Genomic DNA, 19,154 nt, shown 5'->3' on the forward strand with positions numbered 1-19,154 from the left:
ATGCCGTTTCAGCATACCAGTTGAAGTCGATATGAAAAACAGGGACTTCAGCTCCGCCCCACCGAGGCCCTGTCCCATCACCCGGACACTTTTGTCCCAACGGTCGGGCACCTCTGTCCCACGGCGCCGTGGGACAGAGGTGCCCGACCGGGGCGAAGTCCCGGCGCCCGCCGCGGGGGGGGGCTAGGAGGCGCTCGCCGCGGGCGCGCCCTGGGAGGCGCCGTCCGACTGGGCCGACGCGCCGCCACCGGAGCCGGAGCCGCCGCCCGAGGTCCCCGCACCGGAGCCCGTGCCGGTGCCGGAGCCTGTGGAGCCGGACGTGCCGCCCGTCCCCGTTCCGCTCCCCGAGGCGTCCGTGCCGGTGCCGCCGCCGGTCGAGCCCGAGGTGCCGTCGGCGCCGGTCCCGCTGCCGGTGTTGCCGCCGCCGCCCGTGGCGGTCCCGGGGCCCGTGCCGTCGGAGGCACCCCCGCTCCCGGAGCCTGTGGAGCCGGACGTGCCGTCGGTGGTCGCGGCTCCGTTCGCGTCCGTCGGGGAGCCTGTGCCCGTCCCGGAGCCCGTGCCCGTGGACGGGGAGCCGTCGCCCGCCGCGCCCTTGTCGCCGGGGGCGTCGTCGGCGCCCTTGTCGGCGTCCGCGGCGTCGCTGCGGGACGTGCGGACGATCGAGACCTTCTCGCCCAGCCCCTGGCCGGCCGTGGCCAGGGTCACGAAGCCCGCCGAGAGCCACACGCCCACGATGGCGGCGACCACGGCCACGGCCAGCACGCCCATGGTGACGCGCTTCTGCACCGTGCGGTCGTGCCGCGCGCGGGCGCGCTCGCGCAGGCCCTCGGGGGCGATGCGCGTGCCGTCCGGCGTGACGGTGCCGGACTCGTCCCCGGCGTCGCCCGCCGCCCCGGGCACCTGCCCGGCCGCCATGCCCGCCGCCCCGGCCCCGCCGCCGACCTGGGGCTCCTCGCCGGGCACCACGATCTTCTCCTTGATGCGGTCGGCGCCGCGGGCGATGGCGCGCTTGTACAGGGAGCTAGCCACCGTGGACACCACGGAACCCACGGCCACGCCGATCACCGAGCCCGCGATGCCGATCTGGTTGGAGAGCAGCATGGACGTCACGGCCGCCAGGGCGCCGGCAGCGACCTGGGGCACGGACAGGTCGCTGAAGAGCCCCTGCCCTCTGCCGCCGTCCGCCGCCGGGGCGGCCGGCCGCCGGGGCGCCGCCTCCCTCGGGGGCCGCTCGTCGTGGTTTGCGTGGTTCATGGGACCGTGCTGCAAGGCGCTCCTCCTTCTCCCTCGGCTCTCCCGGAACGTACCCGCCATGCGCCGTCCCCTGGCCCCGTCGCGCCGCGTGTCGCCCGGACTTCACGGGCCCTTCTCACAACGGGTGCGCGGCTGTGACAGACTCGGGTGGACCGCCCGTTCGAGAGGAGCCCCCATGGAGAAGATCGCCAGCTTCACCGTGAACCACATCGACCTGGAGCCCGGCGTCTACGTGTCGCGCCGCGACACGGTGGGCAGCGAGCCCGTCACCACCTTCGATATCCGCATGACCTCGCCCAACGACGAGCCCGTCATGGACACCGCCGCCGTGCACTGCCTGGAGCACCTGGGCGCCACGTTCCTGCGCAACGACCCCGAGTGGGGCCCGCGTACGGTGTACTTCGGCCCCATGGGCTGCCGCACGGGCTTCTACCTCGTGGCGGCGGGGGAGCTGGGGCCCGCCGACGTCCTGGACGTTCTCACGCGGCTCTTCACCTGGGCCGCCTCCTACGACGGTCCCGTGCCCGGCGCGGCGCCCCGCGACTGCGGCAACTACCTCGACATCAACCTGCCCATGGCCCGCTGGGAGGCCCGGCGCTACCTCGACCGCTGCCTCACGGGCATCGACGAGGCGCACACCGTCTACCCGGCCTAGCGCGTCCGGGCGCGGGCCGGCGCCGGGCGGCCCGGCGCCCCTCAGCGCGCCTGGGCGCGGCTCAGGGGCGCCGTGAGCTCGCCGCGCATGGAGACCTGCATGTAGGAGGTCACCTGCTCGGGGGAGAGCCCTCGGCCGAAGAGGTGCATGAGCTTGGTGAGCGCGGCCTCGCCGGTCATGTCGTAGCCCGAGACCACGCCGGCCCTGGCCAGCGCGTCGCCGGTGGCGTAGCGCTTCTCCTCCACGCCGCCGGCGGGGCACTGCGTCACGTTGACGACCACCTTGCCGGCCTTCACGGCGTCGGCCAGGGCGTCCACGAACCAGTCCTCGGTGGGGGCGTTGCCGGCGCCGTAGGTCCGCAGCACGAACGCCTTGACGCCGTCGATGGAGAGGGTGCCGCGCAGCACGCGCTCCGAGATGCCCGGGTAGACCACGAGCTCGGTGACGGCGTCGTCCATGGCGAAGCACGGGTTCAGCGGCGTGTCGCCCGCGGGGCGCCACAGGCGGTCGCGGTTGAAGTCGATGTGCAGGTCGGAGCGGCCGAGGGGCGGGTAGTTAAATGTCTTGAACGCGCCGAAGTTCGTGGAGCTGGCCTTGGTGGCGCGGTTGCCGCGCAGGATGTCACGGCCGAACGAGATGACGACCTCCCGCACCATGGGGCCGCCGTCGCGGGGGTCGCGGGCCGCGGCAACCTGGAGGGCGGTGATCAGGTTCTCGGTGCCGTCCTCGCGGATTTCTCCGATGGGCAGCTGGGAGCCGGTGAGCACCACGGGCTTGGCCAGCGCGCCGAGCATGAACGAGAGGGCCGACGCCGTGTAGGCCATGGTGTCGGTGCCGTGGAGGATGACGAAGCCGTCGTAGGAGTCGTAGACGTCGGCCACCATGTGGCAGACCTTGGCCCAGAGGGCCGGGTTCATGTTGGAGGAGTCGATGGGCGGGTCGAGCTCCACGTGGTCCAGCCGGTAGCCCAGGCGGCCGATCTTGGGGACGTTCTCCATGAGGTGCGAGAAGTCGAACGGCACCAGGGTGCCGGTGGCGTGGTCCTCGGTCATCCCGATGGTGCCGCCGGTGTAGATGAGCAGGATACGCGGGGCGTCGGCCGTGGTGGTCATGGTTCCTCCTGACGTAGGGAAGCTGCAGCAAAGGTACCCCTCCGGGCGGCCCCGGTGGCGTGCGGGGGCGTAGGATGGAGGGGAGAGAACGGACTCCCGAGGAAGGACCTTCATGAAGATCGGTATCGTCGGCGCCATGGACAACGAGGTGCGCGACCTCGTCGCCCACATCGAGGGGGACAAGGTCACCGAGCGCAGCCACCTGGAGTTCCACGAGGGCACCATCGAGGGGGTGCCCGTGGTGGTGGTGAAGTCGGGTATCGGCAAGGTGTCCATGGCCGCGTGCGCCCAGCAGCTGTGCGACCTGTTCGCCGTGACGCACCTCGTGAACACCGGCGTCGCCGGGGCCGTGGACGACCGCGTGGACATCGGCGACGTCGTGGTCTCCACCGCGGCCGTGCACCACGACATGGACGTCACGGCGCTGGGCTACCCCCTCGGCCAGGTGCCGGGCTATCCCACGCTGTTCGAGGCCGACCCCGCGCTCGTGGACGACTTCTGCGCCGCCGTGGCCGAGGTGGCCCCCGGGGTCTCCGTGTTCAAGGGCGTCGTGGCCTCCGGCGAGCGGTTCGTGGCCGGCGGCGAGGACCGCGGGCGCATCCGCGGGGCGTTCGATGCGCTGTGCTCCGAGATGGAGGGCGCCGCTCTGGCCCAGGTGGCGTGGCTGAACGACGTGCCGTTCGTGGTGCTCCGCGCCATGAGCGACAAGGCCGACGGCACCGGCGCCGAGTCCTACCAGCGGTTCGAGGACGAGGCCGCCTCCGTGATGGCCCACGCCCTGATGGCGGCGCTGCCCCGCATCGCAGGCCAGCCCGCGTGACGGCGGTGCCGGCCGCTGTCGTCGTGTGACAGCGGCGCCTGGCCCATCTGTCACTCTCCCTATTGCGACAATGATATGAAGGGGCGCCCGTCGCCGTGGTACGGACGCCCCTTTTCCCGGGCATGACGGCGGTGCCAGGCCGCCGGGGGCCAAAGGCCGCGCTGCTATCGCTTCCCGCTGTAGTTGAGCCCGCCCACGGCGGTCTCGATGGCGTCGCCGCCGCGGCAGAAGGCCTCGGCCACCACGGGGAAGCCGTCCACGGCCCCGTCGAAGAGGTCCATGAACGAGGCGTGGGACACCCTGCCGGTGAAGGGGTCGGTCCAGGGCAGGCGCCGTGGGTTGGCCAGCGGGCACACGTCCTCGCGCAGCACCTCGTGGGCCATGGCCTCCACCTGGGAGAACGTGCCGCGCAGGCGCTCCTCCACCAGGGCCACGGCCTCGCCGCGGGGCGACCCGGCCGGCTCGATCAGGCGGTAGACGGCCTGCATGTCGTCGACCGCGGCGCCGAACTCCTCGCAGGAGATGGAGATCCCGAACACCTGCCAGGCCACCTGCGAGAAGATCGCGCCGGCCACGCGGTCGATGCGCGGCGTGCGGCAGAGCTCCAGCGCCGGGTGGCAGGTGAGCACGGTGCTGTGGCGCTCCTTCCAGAGCATCCAGGAGTCGATGCGCCCCTCGATGATGGCGTGCACCTGACTGCCGCAGCCCTCGAGCTCGCCGTCGGAGGCGTCGATGATCTCGTCCTGTTCGGCGAAGATGAAGGGGTGCACGGAGCGGTCGAGCTGGTAATGGGCCACCAGGCCCAGGCAGAACGCGCGGCCGAGGCCCTGCTCGTCCTCGGGAAGGCGCCCCACGCTCTCGTGGGCTGCGGTGAAGGCGGGGGCCACGCGCGTGGAGTGCATGGAGGTGGCCAGCCGGTGGCAGGCCTTGAGCTCGGCGGGGAGCGCCCTGAAGCGGAAGAAGAAGGGATCGGGGCCCTGGTTGCCGAGGAGGAAGGCCAGGAGCTGCTCCTGGTCCTCCACGAGGCCCTCGGGAAGCTCCGGGGCGCATTTCTCGCCGAAGATGTGATGGGTTATCAAGGCAGGCATCTGATGGCTCCTTGTCGGTGTCGTCGGGCCGCTGGGGCGGGACCCAAAGTCTAGCGCACGGGAGGGTGTACCGTCCCTCTCCCCGCGGTCTATGGTCCGTGGGGAGATTCAGCACCGTTTCAACACCGAGGCGTATCTGGTTGCCTTTGTAGTCTATCGTGTGCCCGACGGGGCGGAGTGGCCCCCGCGGATAAAGGATATTGATGAAACTTTTCAGTCATCACACGCGGCAGGAACGCGACTGGATCATGTACGACGTGGGCAACTCGGCCCTCGTGCTGCTGAGCACCACCGTCGTGCCCATCTACTTCAACGCGCTCGCCGCGGAGACCACCGACTCCGCCGGTCTCGTGGCCCAGTGGGGCATGGCGCAGACCGTCGCGTCGCTCATCGTGGCCCTGCTCATGCCCGTCCTCGGCTCCCTGGCCGACTACAGGGGCAACAAGATCAAGTTCTTTATCGGGTTCTTCGCCACGGGCCTCGTGGCCTGCTTCTGCCAGGCGCTCCCGGTGTCCGCGGCCGTGTTCCTCGCCATCTTCGTGGTGGCCACGGTGGGCCTCAACTCGTCCATGACGTTCTATGACGCCATGCTCGTGGACATCACGGACGACGAGAGGATGGACGACATCTCCTCCGCGGGCTTTGCCTGGGGCTACATCGGCTCCACCGTCCCGTTCGTCGCCTGTATCGCCCTCATCTTCGGGGGCCCGGCCCTGCTCGGCCTCGACTCCATGCTCTGCACCCAGCTGTCGTTCGTCATCACCGGAATCTGGTGGCTCTGCTTCACCGTCCCGCTGCTCCGCAGCTACCGGCAGGTGCACTACAAGCGCTCCGAGGACGCCCGCGCCGAGGTGCTCGACACCTTCCGCGGCCTCGCCCGCACCATGCGCGACATCTTCCACGACAGGCGCCTGTTCGTGTTCCTCGTTGCTTTCTTCTTCTACATCGACGGCGTCCACACCGTCATCGCCATGGCCACGAGCTACGGCTCGGCCTTGGGCATCGACTCCACGCACCTCATCCTGGCGCTCCTCGTGACCCAGTTCGTGGCGTTCCCCTCGGCCGTCGCCTACGGCAGGTTGGCCGACCGCTTCGGCACCCTCACCATGATCCTCGTCGCCGTGGTCGCCTACTGCGGCATCGTGGGCTTTGCGGCCTTCTTCCTCAAGACGGCCACCGAGTTCTGGGTCCTCGCCGTGCTCGTGGGTCTCTTCCAGGGCGGCATCCAGGCCCTGTCGCGCTCGTACTTTGGCAAGATCATCCCCAAGGACCGCGCCAACGAGTACTTTGGCTTCTACGACATCTTCGGCCGCTACGCGAGCGTCATGGGCACCCTCCTGGTGTCGGTGGTGACGGCCGCCACGGGCTCCGCCGAGCTCGGCGTGCTGTCCATCGCCATCCTCCTCGTGGTCGGCTTCGTGATGCTGCTGCTCATGCCCAAGGAGCACGGGGAGCCCGCCGGCGCCTAGGGCCTGGCCCGCGGCCCCCTGTCCCATCACCCGGACACTTCTGTCCCACCACCTGGACACTTCTGTCTCACACCGTCCGGCCCCGCGTCGTCGCTCCCTTCGCGGAGGAGCCGGCGGCGTTATCATGGTGGGCCGTTCGGTCGGAGAGGGGAGTGCCCGTGGGTCTCGGTGAGTGTCTCGTTCTGGGTGTGGCCCTGGCCATGGACGCGTTCGCCGTCACCGTCTCCAACACGCTGGCCGCTCCCGGTGCCCGGCGCCGCCGGCTTCTGCTCATGCCGTTGCTCTTCGGCCTCTTCCAGGGTCTCATGACCCTGCTGGGCAGCCTTCTCGGGTCGCTCTTCGGCGACGTCATCGAGCGCTTCTCGGGCCTAGTCGCCCTCGTGGTGCTCGGCGCCATCGGCGTCAACATGGTTCGCGAGGGCCTGGGCGCCCTGCGTCCGGTTGCTGCCGAGGAGGTCGCCGCAAAGGGGAGCCCGGCCGAGGAGGACCGCGACTGCGGCGGGGACGACGTCCTCTCCCCCGGCCGGCTCCTGCTCGAGGCCGTCGCCACGTCCATCGACGCCTTTGCCGTGGGTGTGTCGCTCCGCGCCATGGGCGTGGCCGTCGGGCCCGCCTCCACGGTCATCGGCCTCGTGACGGCGGCTCTCTGTGTGGCCGCCATCGCCTGCGGCCGCTGGGTGGGGCCGCGCATCGGCGACCGGGCCCAGGTGGCGGGCGGTGTGGTCCTCGTCGCCCTGGGCGTCAAGGCGTTCTTCTTCTAGCCCGCCCCCCCCGGCGCCCACCTGCTGCCGGCCGCCCGGCAGCCGCCCGTCGCGGGTGCCCGCCCGCCGCGGCCCATTGATATGGGGGCTCGGGTCCTTTGGTTTACCCTGTGCACGAATGGGGCAAAAAACTTCGACAGCAAACGAAGCGATGCAAAGGAGCCCCCGTGAACACGCTGTTCAGGCGCACGAAAGCGTCCATCATCTTTCTCGGCATTGCCATGACCCTGCTGGGTCTGGCCTTCTTCATCAACCCTGTGGACTCGATCCTCTTCGTGGTCTACTGCTGCGCGTGGGCGTTCCTGTTCGCGGGCGTCGGCACCCTCGTGGGCTACTTCCGCCACGACCCGGCCGACCGCGGTGCCGCCAACATCGTGCTCGCCGTCCTCGAGATCGTCTGCTCCGTCTACATCTTCTTCTTCCCCGGCTGGTCCACCGTGGCCCTCTGCATCTTCCTGGGCTGCGTGGTCTTTGTCACCGGCATCTGGGACGTCGCCGAGGCCCTCTCCTTCCGCAAGGTCGAGGGCGGCAGCTGGGGCCTCTGGCTGGTGTTGGGCATCATCACCATCATCCTGGGCTTCCTGACGCTCTTCGCGCCGTTCATGATGGCCGAGGCCATCATGATCGTGGCCGGCATCTCCCTGGTGTTCGACGGCATCACCGAGATCGTCCTCGGCGTCCGCATGTAGCTACCGCCCCACGCGCGCTGCCAAGGCGCCCGGTGCCTCGCGGCATCGGGCGCCTTTTCCGTGCCGTGCCGCTGGACCATCAACTCTCGAATAGACAAAGTGACAGATGGGCCAGGCCCCTCTGTCTCACGCTAGCCGAAGGCCAGGCCCCTCTGTCGCGCCGTGCCCCGCCGCAAGAAGGGCGGGCCCCGCCGTCGCCAGCGGGGCCCGCCCGGGGCCGTGCTCTATGGGGTCGGCGCTACCGCACCGGGAACAGCGGCGCGCCGAAGAAGCACACCAGCATCATCACGACCACATAGCCGATGAAGTACGGTAGGACGCGCGAGAAGATCTCGGAGTCCTCGCCGTTGCAGTCGCACGCGGCGCTGCCGATGGCGATGGACTGCGGAGAGAGCATCTTGCCGGCCGAGACGCCCACGGAGTTGGCGGCCACGAGCCAGTAGGGGTTGGCGCCGATGGCCGTGGCGGCCTCCAGCTGCACGCCGCCGAACAGCGTGGACGAGCTGGTGCCGGAGCCGGTGACGAACGTGCCCAGGGCGCCCAGCACCGGGGCGATGGCCGGGTAGAACGCGCCCAGGGTGCCCACGAAGAACGCGGAGATGGCGCTCGTCATGCCGGAGTAGCCCATGAGTTTGGCCACGGCCAGGACCGAGAGCATGGTGACCACGGTCTTGCTCATCTGCCTGGCGGTGGCGCCGAGCACGGAGACCATGTCGCGCCACCCGCACCCCTGGATGAGGCCGCCCGCAACGCCGCAGAGCAAGATCAGCACGCCGGGGGTGTTGATCCACTTGAACGTGAGCGTGGCGTTGGGGTCGCCGGCGTAGATGTTCACGGTCGACTTGATCGAGGCCAGCGGCTCTGAGATGAACGGGAACAGGCTGGAGGTGAGCAGCAGCACCACGAAGATGAGGATGAAGGGCGACCAGGCCACCACGGCGCTGCGGAGGTCGACGGTGACCGCGTCGTCGGGGTCAAGGTTGTCGATGGCGTACCGTTCGGGGACGGGGCGGTCCTTCTGGAACAGGGCGAACGCAACGGTGCACACGAGGGAGCACACGGCGCCCACGATGACGGCGAGGTCGGCGCCGATGGTGGAGGCGCACACGAACTCGGCGGCCAGGAACGAGAGGGACGTGACGCACAGCAGCGGCACCATCCCCTTGAGGGCGCCCTTGCCGCCGGCCACGAGACACATGAGGAACGGCGTGGCGACCACGAGGGGCGCCACCTGGACGACCTGCATGGTGCTGAGTTGCACCACGTCGAGGCCGGTGATGGTGGCCAGCGTGTTGGTGGGGATGCCGATGGAGCCGAACATGGTGGGCACGCCGTTGGCGAGCAGGCACGAGAGGATGGCCGTCACGGGGTTGATGCCCAGGGCCACGAGCATGGAGGCCGGGATGGCCACGGCGCTGCCGAAGCCGGCCATGCCCTCGAGAAAGCCGCCGAAACACCAGCCGATGAGGATGGTGAGCACGCGCTTGTCGGAGGACACGCCCATGAGCTGGGCCTTGATGACCTCCATGGCGCCGGTGTGCACGGTGAGGTTGTAGACCCACACGGCGGCGACGATGACGATGGTGATGGGCCACAGGGCCATGGCGAAACCCTCGGCCGCAGCGGTGACGGCGTTCCACGCCGGCATCCGCCAGATGAGGAGCGCCTCGACGGCGGTGACGGCGAGGGCGCCCAGGGCCGCGGCGTAGGCCTCCCACTTGAGGGCGGTCAGGGCCACGATGAGAAAGGCGATGGGCAACAGCGCCAGGATGAACATTCCTAGAATCGCGATCATCTCCAAAGGTCGGTGCGGCCCCATGGAAAACGCCCCCGCCGCGGGTAGCGACGGGGGCGTGGAGTGCTGGGGTTCGCGCTGCTCGTAGCACGAATTGTAGTACGCGGCCCTGCCGCGGAGACCGTCGGGGGGCCTGCGGCTCTCATATACTTGGCGGCCGCCGGTTCCGGGGTGATGTGCTCTCAGCCCAGCAGCATGCGGTCGTTGTCCAGGGCCGAGCCCGAGACCTCCTCGAACTTGCGCAGCAGGTCCTCGACGGAGAGGGCGTCTTTCTCGGCGCCGCGCACGTCGTAGATGATGCGCCCCTCCCACATCATGATCAGGCGGTTGCCCATGGAGAGGGCGTCGGCCATGTTGTGGGTCACCATGAACGTGGTGAGGCCCTGCTCGCCCACGATGGTGCGGATGAGCCCCAGCACCTTGGAGGCCGTGGAGGGGTCCAGGGCGGCCGTGGGCTCGTCGAGCAGGAGCAGGTCTGGCTTCTGGAGCGTGGCCATGAGGAGCGTGAGCGCCTGGCGCTGGCCGCCGGAGAGAAGGCCCACCTTGTCCGCCAGGCGGTCCTCCAGGCCCAGGCCCAGGCCGGCGAGGCGCTCGCGGAACATGGCGCGCTCGTCGCGGGTCACGCCCCAGGCCAGCGTACGCCGCTTGCCGCGGCGGTAGGCCATGGCCAGGTTCTCCGAGATCTGCATGTCGGCCGCGGTGCCGCGCATGGGGTCCTGGAACACGCGGCCCAGGTACCTGGCGCGCTGGGGCTCGGAGAGCAGTGTGACGTCGCGGCCGTCCAGGGTCACGGTGCCGCCGTCGGGCAGGAACATGCCCGCGATGATGTTGAGCAGCGTGGACTTGCCGGCTCCGTTGCCGCCGATGATGGTCACGAAGTCGCCGCGCTCCACCGTGAGGTCGCACGGGTGCAGGGCGCGCTTCTCGGTGGCGGTGCCGCGGTTGAAGGTCTTGGAGACGTGCCTGAGCACGAGCATGTCGTTTCCCGCCATCACTCGCTCACCCCTTCCCTCTGGTAGGAGCTCCGTTGCCTGGCCTTGCCCGCCAGGTAGGGGACGCCCAGGGCGAAGACCACGATGAGGGCGGTGAGGAGCTTCATGTCGTTGGCGTCGAGGCCCATCTGCAGGACGACGGCGCGGATCAGGAAGTACGCGGCCGAGCCCACCACGGCGGCCACGAGGCGGCTGCCGAAGGAGCGCAGCCTGCCGGGCGTGAGCCGCCCGAGCGCCTCGCCGATGACGATGGCGGCCAGGCCGATGACGATGGCACCGGTGCCCATGCCCACGTCGGCGTACTTCTGGCTCTGGCACACGAGGGCGCCGGACATGGCCACGAGGCCGTTGGAGACCATGAGGGCCAGGAGCACCGCCATGCGGGTGTCGACGCCAAGGGCGCGGGCCATGTCGGGGTTGTTACCCGTGGCGCGCAGGGAGCTGCCCACCTCCGTGCCGAAGAACCAGTAGAGCAGGCCCACGAGCGCCGCGGCCATGGCCGCGGCCACCACGAGCACCACGATGTCGCGGGGGAGGCCCGTGAGGTCGGCGACGTCGGTGTAGACGGTGCGGGCGTTGAGCAGGGGCGTGTTGGACTTGCCCATGATCCGCAGGTTGACCGACCACAGGCCGATCATCGTGAGGATGCCTGCGAGGATGGCGGGGATGTTGAGCAGCGCGTGCATGAGGCCCGTGCAGCCGCCGGCCAGGGCGCCCGCGCCGAAGGCGAGGAGCACGGCGAGCCAGGGGTCTACCCCGCCGGTGGCCATGGCCGTGGCGGCCACGCAGCCGCCGAGGGCGAACGTGCCGTCGACGGAGAGGTCGGCGATGTTCAGGAGCTTGTACGTGATGTAGACGCCCAGCACCATGACGCCCCAGAGGATGCCTTGGTTGATGGCGCTGAAGAGTGCGGCAGCCATATGGCCCCTTTCACAGGCCATGGGCACCTGGACAAGAACGGTCCGGGCACCCATGGCAAAACGGTTGCGGTCTTCAGGCCTCGCGACGGCAGAGGCACTGACAGGGGTTAGGACTCGAGCCCGGAGACGTCGATGCCCAGGGTCTTGGCGGTCTCCTCGTTGACCACGAGCTTCAGGTCGTCGCCGGAGAGGTACTCGATGGGCATGTCGGCGGGCTTGGCCTCGCCTTTGAGGATCTTCACGGCCATCTCGCCGGCGCGGTAGCCCAGGTCGCGGTAGTTGAGGCTGTAGGTTGCCAGGCCACCGCCGTTGACCATGTTCTCCTCGCCGCAGATCACAGGCAGGTTGTTCTCGTTGGCCACCATGGACACGGTGGCGATGCCGGCGGCGATGACGTTGTCGGTGGGGGCGTAGACGGCGTCGACCTTGCCGGCCATGGACTCCACCACCTGCTGGATCTCATTGGAGCTGGAGACGGTGAAGCGCTCGGTGGAAAGGCCGGCGTCCTTGCAGGCCTTCTCGGCCAGGTCGGCCTGGATGCCGGAGTTGTCCTCTGCAGAACAGTAGAGGATGCCCACCTTCTTGGCTTCGGGCACGAGCTTCTGGAGCAGGGCGATCTGGTCGGACACGGGGTTGAGGTCGCTCGTGCCGGTGACGTTGCCGCCGGGGGCGTCGTTGGCCTCGACGAGGCCGGCCGCGGCGAAGTCGGTCACGGCGGTGCCCACGACGGGGATCTCGGTCGTGGAGCCGGCCACGGCCTGGGCGGCCGGGGTGCCGATGGCCAGGATCAGGTCGTCGCCGTCGTTGACGAGCTTGGACGCGATGGTCTGGCAGGCGCTCTGGTCGCCCTGGGCGTTCTGCTGGTCCACGGTGTAGTCGATGCCGGAGTCGTCGAGGGCGGCGATGAAGCCCTCGTTGGCGGCGTCGAGGGCCGCGTGCTCGGTGAGCTGGATGACGCCGATCCTGTAGGTGCCCGAGGCCGCCTCGGCCTCGGGAGAGGAGGCCGGTTGGGCTCCGCAGGCGCCCAGGACGAGCGCCAGGGCGCCGGCCATGGTTGCGGCGCCGATCTTCTGCAGCGGTTTCATGTGTCCCCCTTTTGGTGGTCCCCTGGCGCCCAGGGGAGCGTGTACGTTCAGCTGTTGTACAGCATCCCCGGTGGCGGGGGTCGTGGGGGAGGCCCATCTGTCACGTCGCCTTAATATAGATAAAAAGGGGATAGACCCCGGGAAAGGGCCCCTCCCGGGGACGCGCGCCGCACCCGGGAGGGGCCTGCCGTGCCGGCTCTTCGCCTACACGTAGAAGAGCATGGTGTTGTAGCTGGGGAACGGCCAGTAGTCGTGGCCCACCACCTGCTCCATGGCGTCCACCGCCCCGCGCAGCGACTCCATGGCCGGGATCACGACGTCGCGGTAGGCGTCGTCCTGCAGGCCGGGGTCGTCCACGGCCGCGGCCTCGGCGTTCTTGGCCTCCAGCCCGTCGGCCAGGCCCGTGACCGTGGTGATGCCCTCCGTGAGCTCGGCGAGCAGGCCGCGCTCCGCGGGGCTCTTGATGCCGATGGCGTCCTTGGTGGCCACGGTCTGGGCCAGGTCGCCCGAGTAGGAGTAGAGGGCCGGCAGGTAGAAGTGGCGCACCATGTAGACCATGGTGTTGGCCTCGATGTTGAGCAGCTTGGCGTACTGCTCGGCCTTGGCCACGTAACGGGCGCCGGCCTCGGCGGCGTCGAGCACACCGTAGCGGGCGAAGAACTCGATGTTCTCGGGGTCGAGCAGGGCCGGAAGGGCGTCGGCGGTGGTGCGCAGGTTGAGCAGCCCGCGGCGCGCGGCCTCCTCGGGCCACTCGGCGGAGTAACCGTTGCCGTTGAAGATGATGCGCTGGTGCCGCGTCAGGGTGTCGCGCACCCATTCGAGGGCGTGGGCGGCGAACTCGCCGTCTTCGAGGCCGTCCATGGCGGTGGCGAACTCGTCGAGCATCTCGGCCACGGCGGTGTTGAGCACCATGTTGGCGTCAGAGAGGTTCTGCTGCGAGCCGCACATGCGGAACTCGAACTTGTTGCCGGTGAAGGCGAAGGGCGACGTGCGGTTGCGGTCCGTGGTGTCGAGCACGACGTCGGCGAGCTGCGGCACGCCCACGTCGAAGACCTCGTGGCCGTGGCTCGTGTAGGAGCCGCCGTTGATCAGGGCGTCCACGACGCCGGCGAGGTCGTCGCCCAGGAAGATGGAGATGATGGCCGGCGGGGCCTCGTTGGCGCCCAGACGGTGGTCGTTGCCGGCGGAGGCCACCGAGCAGCGCATGAGGTCCTGGTGCCGGTCAACGGCGGCGATCACGCAGGTGAGGAACACGAGGAACTGCAGGTTCTCCTCGGGGGTGTCGGACGGGTCGAGCAGGTTCTTGCCGTCGGCGGCGATGGACCAGTTGTCGTGCTTGCCGCTGCCGTTGACGTAGTCGAACGGCTTCTCGTGCTGCAGGCAGGCGAGGCCGTGGCGGCTGGCCACGAGCTTCATCATCTCCATGGTGAGCAGGTTGTGGTCGATGGCCATGGAGGCGCGCTCGAAGATGGGGGCGAGCTCGTGCTGGCAGGGGGCCACCTCGTTGTGCTTGGTGGTGGCGGGCACGCCGAGCCTCCAGAGCTCGTCGTCGAGCTCCTTCATGAACTCGTTGACCGTGGGGCGGATGGCGCCGAAGTAGTGCTCCTCGAGCTCCTGGCCCTTGACCGGCGGGCAGCCGAAGAGCGTGCGGCCGCACATGACGAGGTCGGGGCGCTGGGCGAAGTCCTCCTCCTTGATGAGGAAGTACTCCTGCTCGGGGCCCACGGTGCAGGAGACCTCCCGGGGGTGCTTGCCAAAGAGGGCGAGCACGCGCTTGGCCTGCTCGTTGAGGACCACCGTGGAGCGCAGGAACGGGGTCTTCTTGTCCAGGGCCTCGCCGGTGTAGGAGATGAAGGCCGTGGGGATGCACAGCACCTCGTCCTTGATGAAGGCCGGGCTCGTGGGGTCCCAGGCGGTGTAGCCGCGGGCCTCGAAGGTGGCGCGCAGGCCGCCGTTGGGGAAGCTCGAGGCGTCGGGCTCGCCCTGCACCAGCTCCTTGCCGGAGAAGGCCATGAGCGCGGTGCCGTCGCCGCGGGGGGCGAGGAACGAGTCGTGTTTCTCGCTCGTGATGCCGTTGAGGGGCTGGAACCAGTGCGCGTAGTGGGTGGCCCCCTTCTCGAGCGCCCACTCCTTCATGGCGTGGGCGACCTCGTTGGCGATGTCGAGGTCGAGGCGGCGCCCCTCCTTGATGACCTTCGCGAGCTCCTTGTAGGTGGGGCGCGGCAGCCGCTCTTGCATGACGGCGTCGTTGAAGACCAGGATGCCGTACTCCTCGGTGACCTTGGATGCCATGGGCCTCTCGCTTTCTCTCTCGGTGGAGAACCGTGTGCCGGACGTGTAAGACCATACGAGCCTCGTGTTTCCCGCGCTTTTCCGTTGGCGTTCGACCTTGTCGCCATCGGTGGACCGCACGGAGACGCGGACGTTGCGCCGCCGTTGTGGCGCCGGCGTGGGCGGGCCGGGGCGCCGCGGTGGGGCCGTGCCGGCGCGCGGCTGGTAGGATGGGCAGAAAAAACCGGCTCATCCGGGAGGTTCAATGGCAGACCAGCGCAAGACCGTGGCCGTCGTCGACGGCAACTCCCTGATCCACAGGGCGTTCCACGCGATCTCGGCCAACATGACGGCACCCGACGGCACGCCCACCAACGCGGTGTTCGGCTTCATGTCCATGTTCATAAAGCTCGAGGAGCGTTTCAAGCCCTGGGGCATCGCCGTGTGCTTCGACAAGGGCCGCCCCAAGGCCCGCATGGAGCTGCTGCCCTCCTACAAGGCCCAGCGCCCGCCCATGGACCCCGACCTCGCGGCGCAGTTCCCGCTGGTGAAGGACCTGCTCGCCGCCATGTCGGTGCCGGTGGTGGAGCTCGAGGGCTGGGAGGGCGACGACCTCCTGGGCACCCTGGCCCGCGAGGGCGCCGAGCAGGGCTACGACATGCTGCTGGTCACCGGCGACCGCGACATGTACCAGCTCTCCGGCGACCACGTGCGCGTGGTCTCCACCCGCAAGGGCATGAGCGACGTGGCCGTCATGACGCCCGAGGCGGTGGCCGACCTCTACGGCGGCATCACGCCCGACCTCGTGCCGGACTTCTACGGCCTCAAGGGCGATAGCTCCGACAACATCCCCGGCGTGCCTGGCATCGGCCCCAAGAAGGCCCAACAGCTCATCGAACGCTACGGCAGCCTCGACGAGGTGCTGGCCCACGCCGACGAGGTCAAGGGCAAGATGGGGGAGAACCTGCGCGCTCACAGGGAGGACGCCCTCGTGAGCCGCCGGGTGGCCACCATCCGCTGCGACGCGCCGGTGGACGTGGACCTCGCCGAGACGCGCTTCCCGGACTTCGACGTCGCCACGGCCCGGGAGGCCTTCTCTCGTCTGGGCTTCACCGCCATCGCCCAGCGGGTGCTGGCCATGGCGGGCGCCGAGGCCGCAGCGGGGCTGGAGGGCGCCGAGGCCGCGTCGCTCGCGGTGCCCGAGCCTCTGGAGGGCGCCGGGGCCGATGCTGCCTGGGAGGCTGCCCTCGAGGACGGCTCCTGGCTGGGTCTCGCCGTGGAGGAGGAGCAGGGTCAGTCCACGCTCTTCGGCACCGCGGCCGTGCTCTGGTGCGCCGTGGGCGACAGGCTCCTGCGCTTTGGCGGTGGCGACATGGCCGAGCGCCTTGTGGCCGCGTTCTCCCGGGGCCGGGTGGCCGGCCTGGACGTCAAGGCGCTCATCCACCGCGTGAGCCCCATGGACTCCTCGGAGCCCGCCGCCCTCGACGTGCGCTCCGTGCGCCCCGACGCCATCTTCGACGTGGCCGTGGCCGCCTACCTGCTGGACTCCACCAAGAGCGGCTACACCGTCTCCGACCTCGCCGCCGGCGTGCTGGGTGTCGGGCTGCCGGACGGCGACGACGTGCCCGCCGCGGCCGTGGAGGCCCTCGTGGCCGGCCGCTGCGTGGAGCCCCTCGTGGAGCGCCTGCAGAAGGGGGGCGCGTGGCCCTGCTTCGGCGAGATCGAGATGCCGCTCCTGCCCGTGCTCGCCCAGATGGAGCGCGTGGGCATGCATGCCGACGCATCGGTCTTCGCCGAGCAGGACGCCGAGCTCGCCGCGCAGATAGACGCCCTGGCCGCCCGCATCTACGAGGACGCGGGGGAGGAGTTCAACATCGGCTCGCCCTCCCAGCTCTCCCACGTGCTCTTCGACGTCATGGGGCTGCCCACCGCCGGCCTCAAGAGGACCAAGCGCGGCTACTACTCCACCAACGCCCAGGTGCTCGACGAGCTCTCCCGCAGCCACGATATCGTGGCCAACGTGCTCACCTGGCGCGAGAAGTCCAAGATCGCCAAGACCTACCTCGCGGCCCTGCCCAACGAGATCCGCGGCGACGGGCGCATCCACACCACGTTCAACCAGACCGTGACCGCCACGGGCCGCATCTCCAGCTCGGACCCCAACCTCCAGAACATCCCGGTGAAGACCGAGGAGGGCCGCCGTGTGCGCTCTGCCTTCACGGTGCCCGAGGGCTGGAAGTTCCTGGCTGTGGACTACTCCCAGATCGAGCTGCGCCTGCTCGCGCACCTCTCCGGCGACGAGCACCTGGTGCGCGCCTTCGTGGAGGGGGAGGACTTCCACGCGGAGACCGCCGCCCGCGTGTTCGGCGTGCCGGTGGAGGAGGTCACGCCGCTCCTGCGCAGCCGCGCCAAGGCCGTGAACTTTGGCATCGTGTACGGCCAGCAGGCCTACGGGCTCTCCCAGACGCTGCACATCCCGCAGCGGGAGGCCCAGGGGATGATCGACTCCTATTACGCCGCCTACCCCGGCGTGCGCCGCTTCCTCGACGAGACCGTGGCCCGCGCCCGCGAGCTGGGCTTTGCCACCACCATGTGGGGCAGGCGCCGCCTCGTGCCCGACATCTCGGCCCGCAACGCCATGGTGCGCGCCGCGGCCGAGCGGACGGCCATGAACCACCCCATGCAGGGCAGCGCCGCCGACATCATCAAGATCGCCATGGAGCGCGTGCAGCGGGCCCTCAACGAGCGGGGGCTGGAGAGCCGCCTCATCATGCAGATCCACGACGAGCTGGACCTCCAGGTGCCCGACGGCGAGCTCGAGGAGGTGCGCGAGCTAGTCTCCCGGATCATGGAGGGCGTGGCCGACCTCAGCGTCCCGCTCGTAGCCGACGCCAGCTGGGGAGACAACTGGGCCGAGGCCAAGTAGGGGCCTCGGGGGAGGGGGTCGGCGGCGTCCGGCCCGTTGCCGAAAACCCCTCCACAATTGTTGGTCAATCATGAAACCCCCGGTAGACGGCCGTAAGTGGACCGTCTCCGGGGGTTTGTCGAATTTGCTCGGGAATTTGTCGCATTTTCCCTTGCATCGGATTTTGCTGCGTTGCATAATAACCAACGCACCGCGAGGTGGGAGACGGTGGGCGTAGCTCAGTTGGCAGAGCGACGGACTGTGGCTCCGTAGGTCGAGGGTTCGAGCCCCTTCGCCCACCCCATTTCCACCGGTGCGCACATAGCACGGACCGTTAGCTCAGCTGGTAGAGCAGGGGACTCTTAATCCCAAGGTCCAGGGTTCGAACCCCTGACGGTCCACCATGAACTCGCAGGCCACCGCATCCAAGCGGTGGCCTTTTTTCATGCCGCCCCCCTGTCCCAACACCCGGACACTTTTGTCCCAATGGTCGGGTACTTCTGTCCCATTTGGCACTTTTCCGGTGGGGGAGTGGCTAAAAACCACCAAACGACGGCCCGTTTGGTGGTTTTTATCATCAGTGGAACCAAGAACCACCAAACGGATTCCGGCCCGCGGCGGGGCGGAGGTCGGGGGCCAGCAGCCCGCGGCCCCCCGGCAGGGGCCCAGTATCCGTCTGGCCTCCTCTCTCAAAGGTTGTCTATTCATTACTGGGCATTTATCACGGGATATCTGCTGTATTTGCGTGTTTGCGCCCACCGGGGTCGGCCCTGCGGGAAAAGCGGCGCCCCGCGCATTAGCATGGCCTCGAACACTCGAGAAAGGACACCGTCATGGGCCAGTTCCTCACCGCCGACAACGTCTTCCTCCATTGCGACGCCTCCACGCGCGACGAGGCCCTGTCCCTCATCGCCGAGAAGGCCGTGGAGCAGGGTGCGGCCACCGACGCCCAGGTCCTTTACCAGGCCTTCCTCGACCGCGAGGCCGAGGGGTCCTGCGGCATGGTGTCCGGCTTCGCCATCCCCCACGCCAAGTCGGCCGCCGTCACGCGGCCCTGCGTCCTGGTGGTGCGCAGCGACCGTCCCCTCGAGGGCTGGGAGACCATGGACCGCGCGCCCGTCACCTGCGCCGTGGCCATCATGGTGCCCGACACCGACGCCGGCACCCCGTACCTGCGCCTCCTCGCCAAGCTCGCCGTCATGCTCATGAACGACGGCTTCGCCCGGGAGGTCCTGTCCCAGGAGGACCCGGCAGAGGTGGCCGCCGCCATCGACGCCGGCCTGGAGGCCTAGCCTCCGCGCTCGCCTGCCTCGCGTCTTCCGCGAGGAGAACGCCCGA

Annotated in this window: 15 protein-coding genes and 2 tRNA genes; 9 read left to right on the forward strand and 8 right to left on the reverse strand. The window is 69.4% G+C overall.

Annotated features, from left to right (window positions below):
• Positions 1-183: 183 nt before the first annotated feature.
• Positions 184-1,269: a hypothetical protein gene (locus tag OR600_RS03530; RefSeq protein WP_265590675.1), complete on the reverse strand. Its 1,086-nt coding sequence runs from the start codon at positions 1,267-1,269 to the stop codon at positions 184-186.
• A gap of 160 nt (positions 1,270-1,429) precedes the next feature.
• On the opposite strand from OR600_RS03530, the gene OR600_RS03535 reads away from it, so the two are divergent.
• On the forward strand, positions 1,430-1,909 hold the full coding sequence (locus OR600_RS03535) for an S-ribosylhomocysteine lyase (RefSeq protein WP_251173850.1): 480 nt from the start codon (positions 1,430-1,432) through the stop codon (positions 1,907-1,909).
• Positions 1,910-1,950: 41 nt separating this feature from the next.
• Here the strand turns inward: OR600_RS03535 and OR600_RS03540 are convergent, their stop codons facing one another.
• Positions 1,951-3,021, reverse strand: coding sequence for an asparaginase (locus OR600_RS03540; protein ID WP_135977710.1), 1,071 nt, complete (start codon positions 3,019-3,021; stop codon positions 1,951-1,953).
• A gap of 112 nt (positions 3,022-3,133) precedes the next feature.
• On the opposite strand from OR600_RS03540, the gene OR600_RS03545 reads away from it, so the two are divergent.
• Positions 3,134-3,841, forward strand: coding sequence for a 5'-methylthioadenosine/adenosylhomocysteine nucleosidase (locus OR600_RS03545; RefSeq protein ID WP_135977709.1), 708 nt, complete (start codon positions 3,134-3,136; stop codon positions 3,839-3,841).
• Between the two features lie 164 nt (positions 3,842-4,005).
• On the opposite strand, the gene OR600_RS03550 is transcribed toward OR600_RS03545, so the two are convergent.
• Positions 4,006-4,929 (reverse strand): zinc dependent phospholipase C family protein, encoded by a 924-nt coding sequence (locus OR600_RS03550; protein ID WP_135977708.1) that lies wholly within the window; start codon positions 4,927-4,929, stop codon positions 4,006-4,008.
• Positions 4,930-5,132: 203 nt separating this feature from the next.
• On the opposite strand from OR600_RS03550, the gene OR600_RS03555 reads away from it, so the two are divergent.
• From OR600_RS03555 to OR600_RS03565, 3 genes are all read left to right on the forward strand, one after another.
• Positions 5,133-6,398, forward strand: a complete 1,266-nt coding sequence (locus tag OR600_RS03555) for an MFS transporter (RefSeq protein WP_265590676.1) — start codon at positions 5,133-5,135, stop codon at positions 6,396-6,398.
• A gap of 158 nt (positions 6,399-6,556) precedes the next feature.
• On the forward strand, positions 6,557-7,159 hold the full coding sequence (locus OR600_RS03560; RefSeq protein WP_265590677.1) for a manganese efflux pump MntP: 603 nt from the start codon (positions 6,557-6,559) through the stop codon (positions 7,157-7,159).
• Between the two features lie 167 nt (positions 7,160-7,326).
• On the forward strand, positions 7,327-7,848 hold the full coding sequence (locus OR600_RS03565) for an HdeD family acid-resistance protein (protein WP_135977705.1): 522 nt from the start codon (positions 7,327-7,329) through the stop codon (positions 7,846-7,848).
• A 238-nt stretch (positions 7,849-8,086) separates the two neighbouring features.
• On the opposite strand, the gene OR600_RS03570 is transcribed toward OR600_RS03565, so the two are convergent.
• The 5 genes from OR600_RS03570 to OR600_RS03590 all read right to left on the reverse strand — a co-directional run bounded on the left by OR600_RS03570 (position 8,087) and on the right by OR600_RS03590 (position 14,932).
• A complete protein-coding gene (locus tag OR600_RS03570; RefSeq protein ID WP_251164274.1) occupies positions 8,087-9,643 on the reverse strand; it encodes an L-lactate permease in 1,557 nt (518 codons plus the stop codon).
• A 182-nt stretch (positions 9,644-9,825) separates the two neighbouring features.
• A complete protein-coding gene (locus OR600_RS03575; RefSeq protein WP_135977800.1) occupies positions 9,826-10,620 on the reverse strand; it encodes an ABC transporter ATP-binding protein in 795 nt (264 codons plus the stop codon).
• Positions 10,621-10,634: 14 nt separating this feature from the next.
• Positions 10,635-11,555, reverse strand: coding sequence for an ABC transporter permease (locus tag OR600_RS03580; RefSeq protein ID WP_265590678.1), 921 nt, complete (start codon positions 11,553-11,555; stop codon positions 10,635-10,637).
• 107 nt (positions 11,556-11,662) lie between these two features.
• Complete coding sequence (locus tag OR600_RS03585; protein ID WP_135977703.1) at positions 11,663-12,640, reverse strand: ABC transporter substrate-binding protein; 978 nt, start codon at positions 12,638-12,640, stop codon at positions 11,663-11,665.
• Positions 12,641-12,844: 204 nt separating this feature from the next.
• Positions 12,845-14,932 (reverse strand): glutamine synthetase III family protein, encoded by a 2,088-nt coding sequence (locus tag OR600_RS03590; RefSeq protein ID WP_135977702.1) that lies wholly within the window; start codon positions 14,930-14,932, stop codon positions 12,845-12,847.
• 244 nt (positions 14,933-15,176) lie between these two features.
• Here OR600_RS03590 and polA point away from each other — a divergent pair, with 244 nt between their 5' ends.
• From polA to OR600_RS03610, 4 genes are all read left to right on the forward strand, one after another.
• Complete coding sequence (gene polA, locus OR600_RS03595; protein ID WP_251173823.1) at positions 15,177-17,837, forward strand: DNA polymerase I; 2,661 nt, start codon at positions 15,177-15,179, stop codon at positions 17,835-17,837.
• A 207-nt stretch (positions 17,838-18,044) separates the two neighbouring features.
• A tRNA-His gene (locus OR600_RS03600) sits at positions 18,045-18,120 on the forward strand.
• Between the two features lie 24 nt (positions 18,121-18,144).
• Positions 18,145-18,220: transfer RNA gene (locus OR600_RS03605), tRNA-Lys, on the forward strand.
• Positions 18,221-18,649: 429 nt separating this feature from the next.
• On the forward strand, positions 18,650-19,108 hold the full coding sequence (locus OR600_RS03610) for a PTS sugar transporter subunit IIA (RefSeq protein WP_135977700.1): 459 nt from the start codon (positions 18,650-18,652) through the stop codon (positions 19,106-19,108).
• Positions 19,109-19,154: the final 46 nt, after the last annotated feature.

Source organism: Granulimonas faecalis (genome assembly GCF_022834715.1).
Lineage (GTDB): Bacteria > Actinomycetota > Coriobacteriia > Coriobacteriales > Atopobiaceae > Granulimonas > Granulimonas faecalis.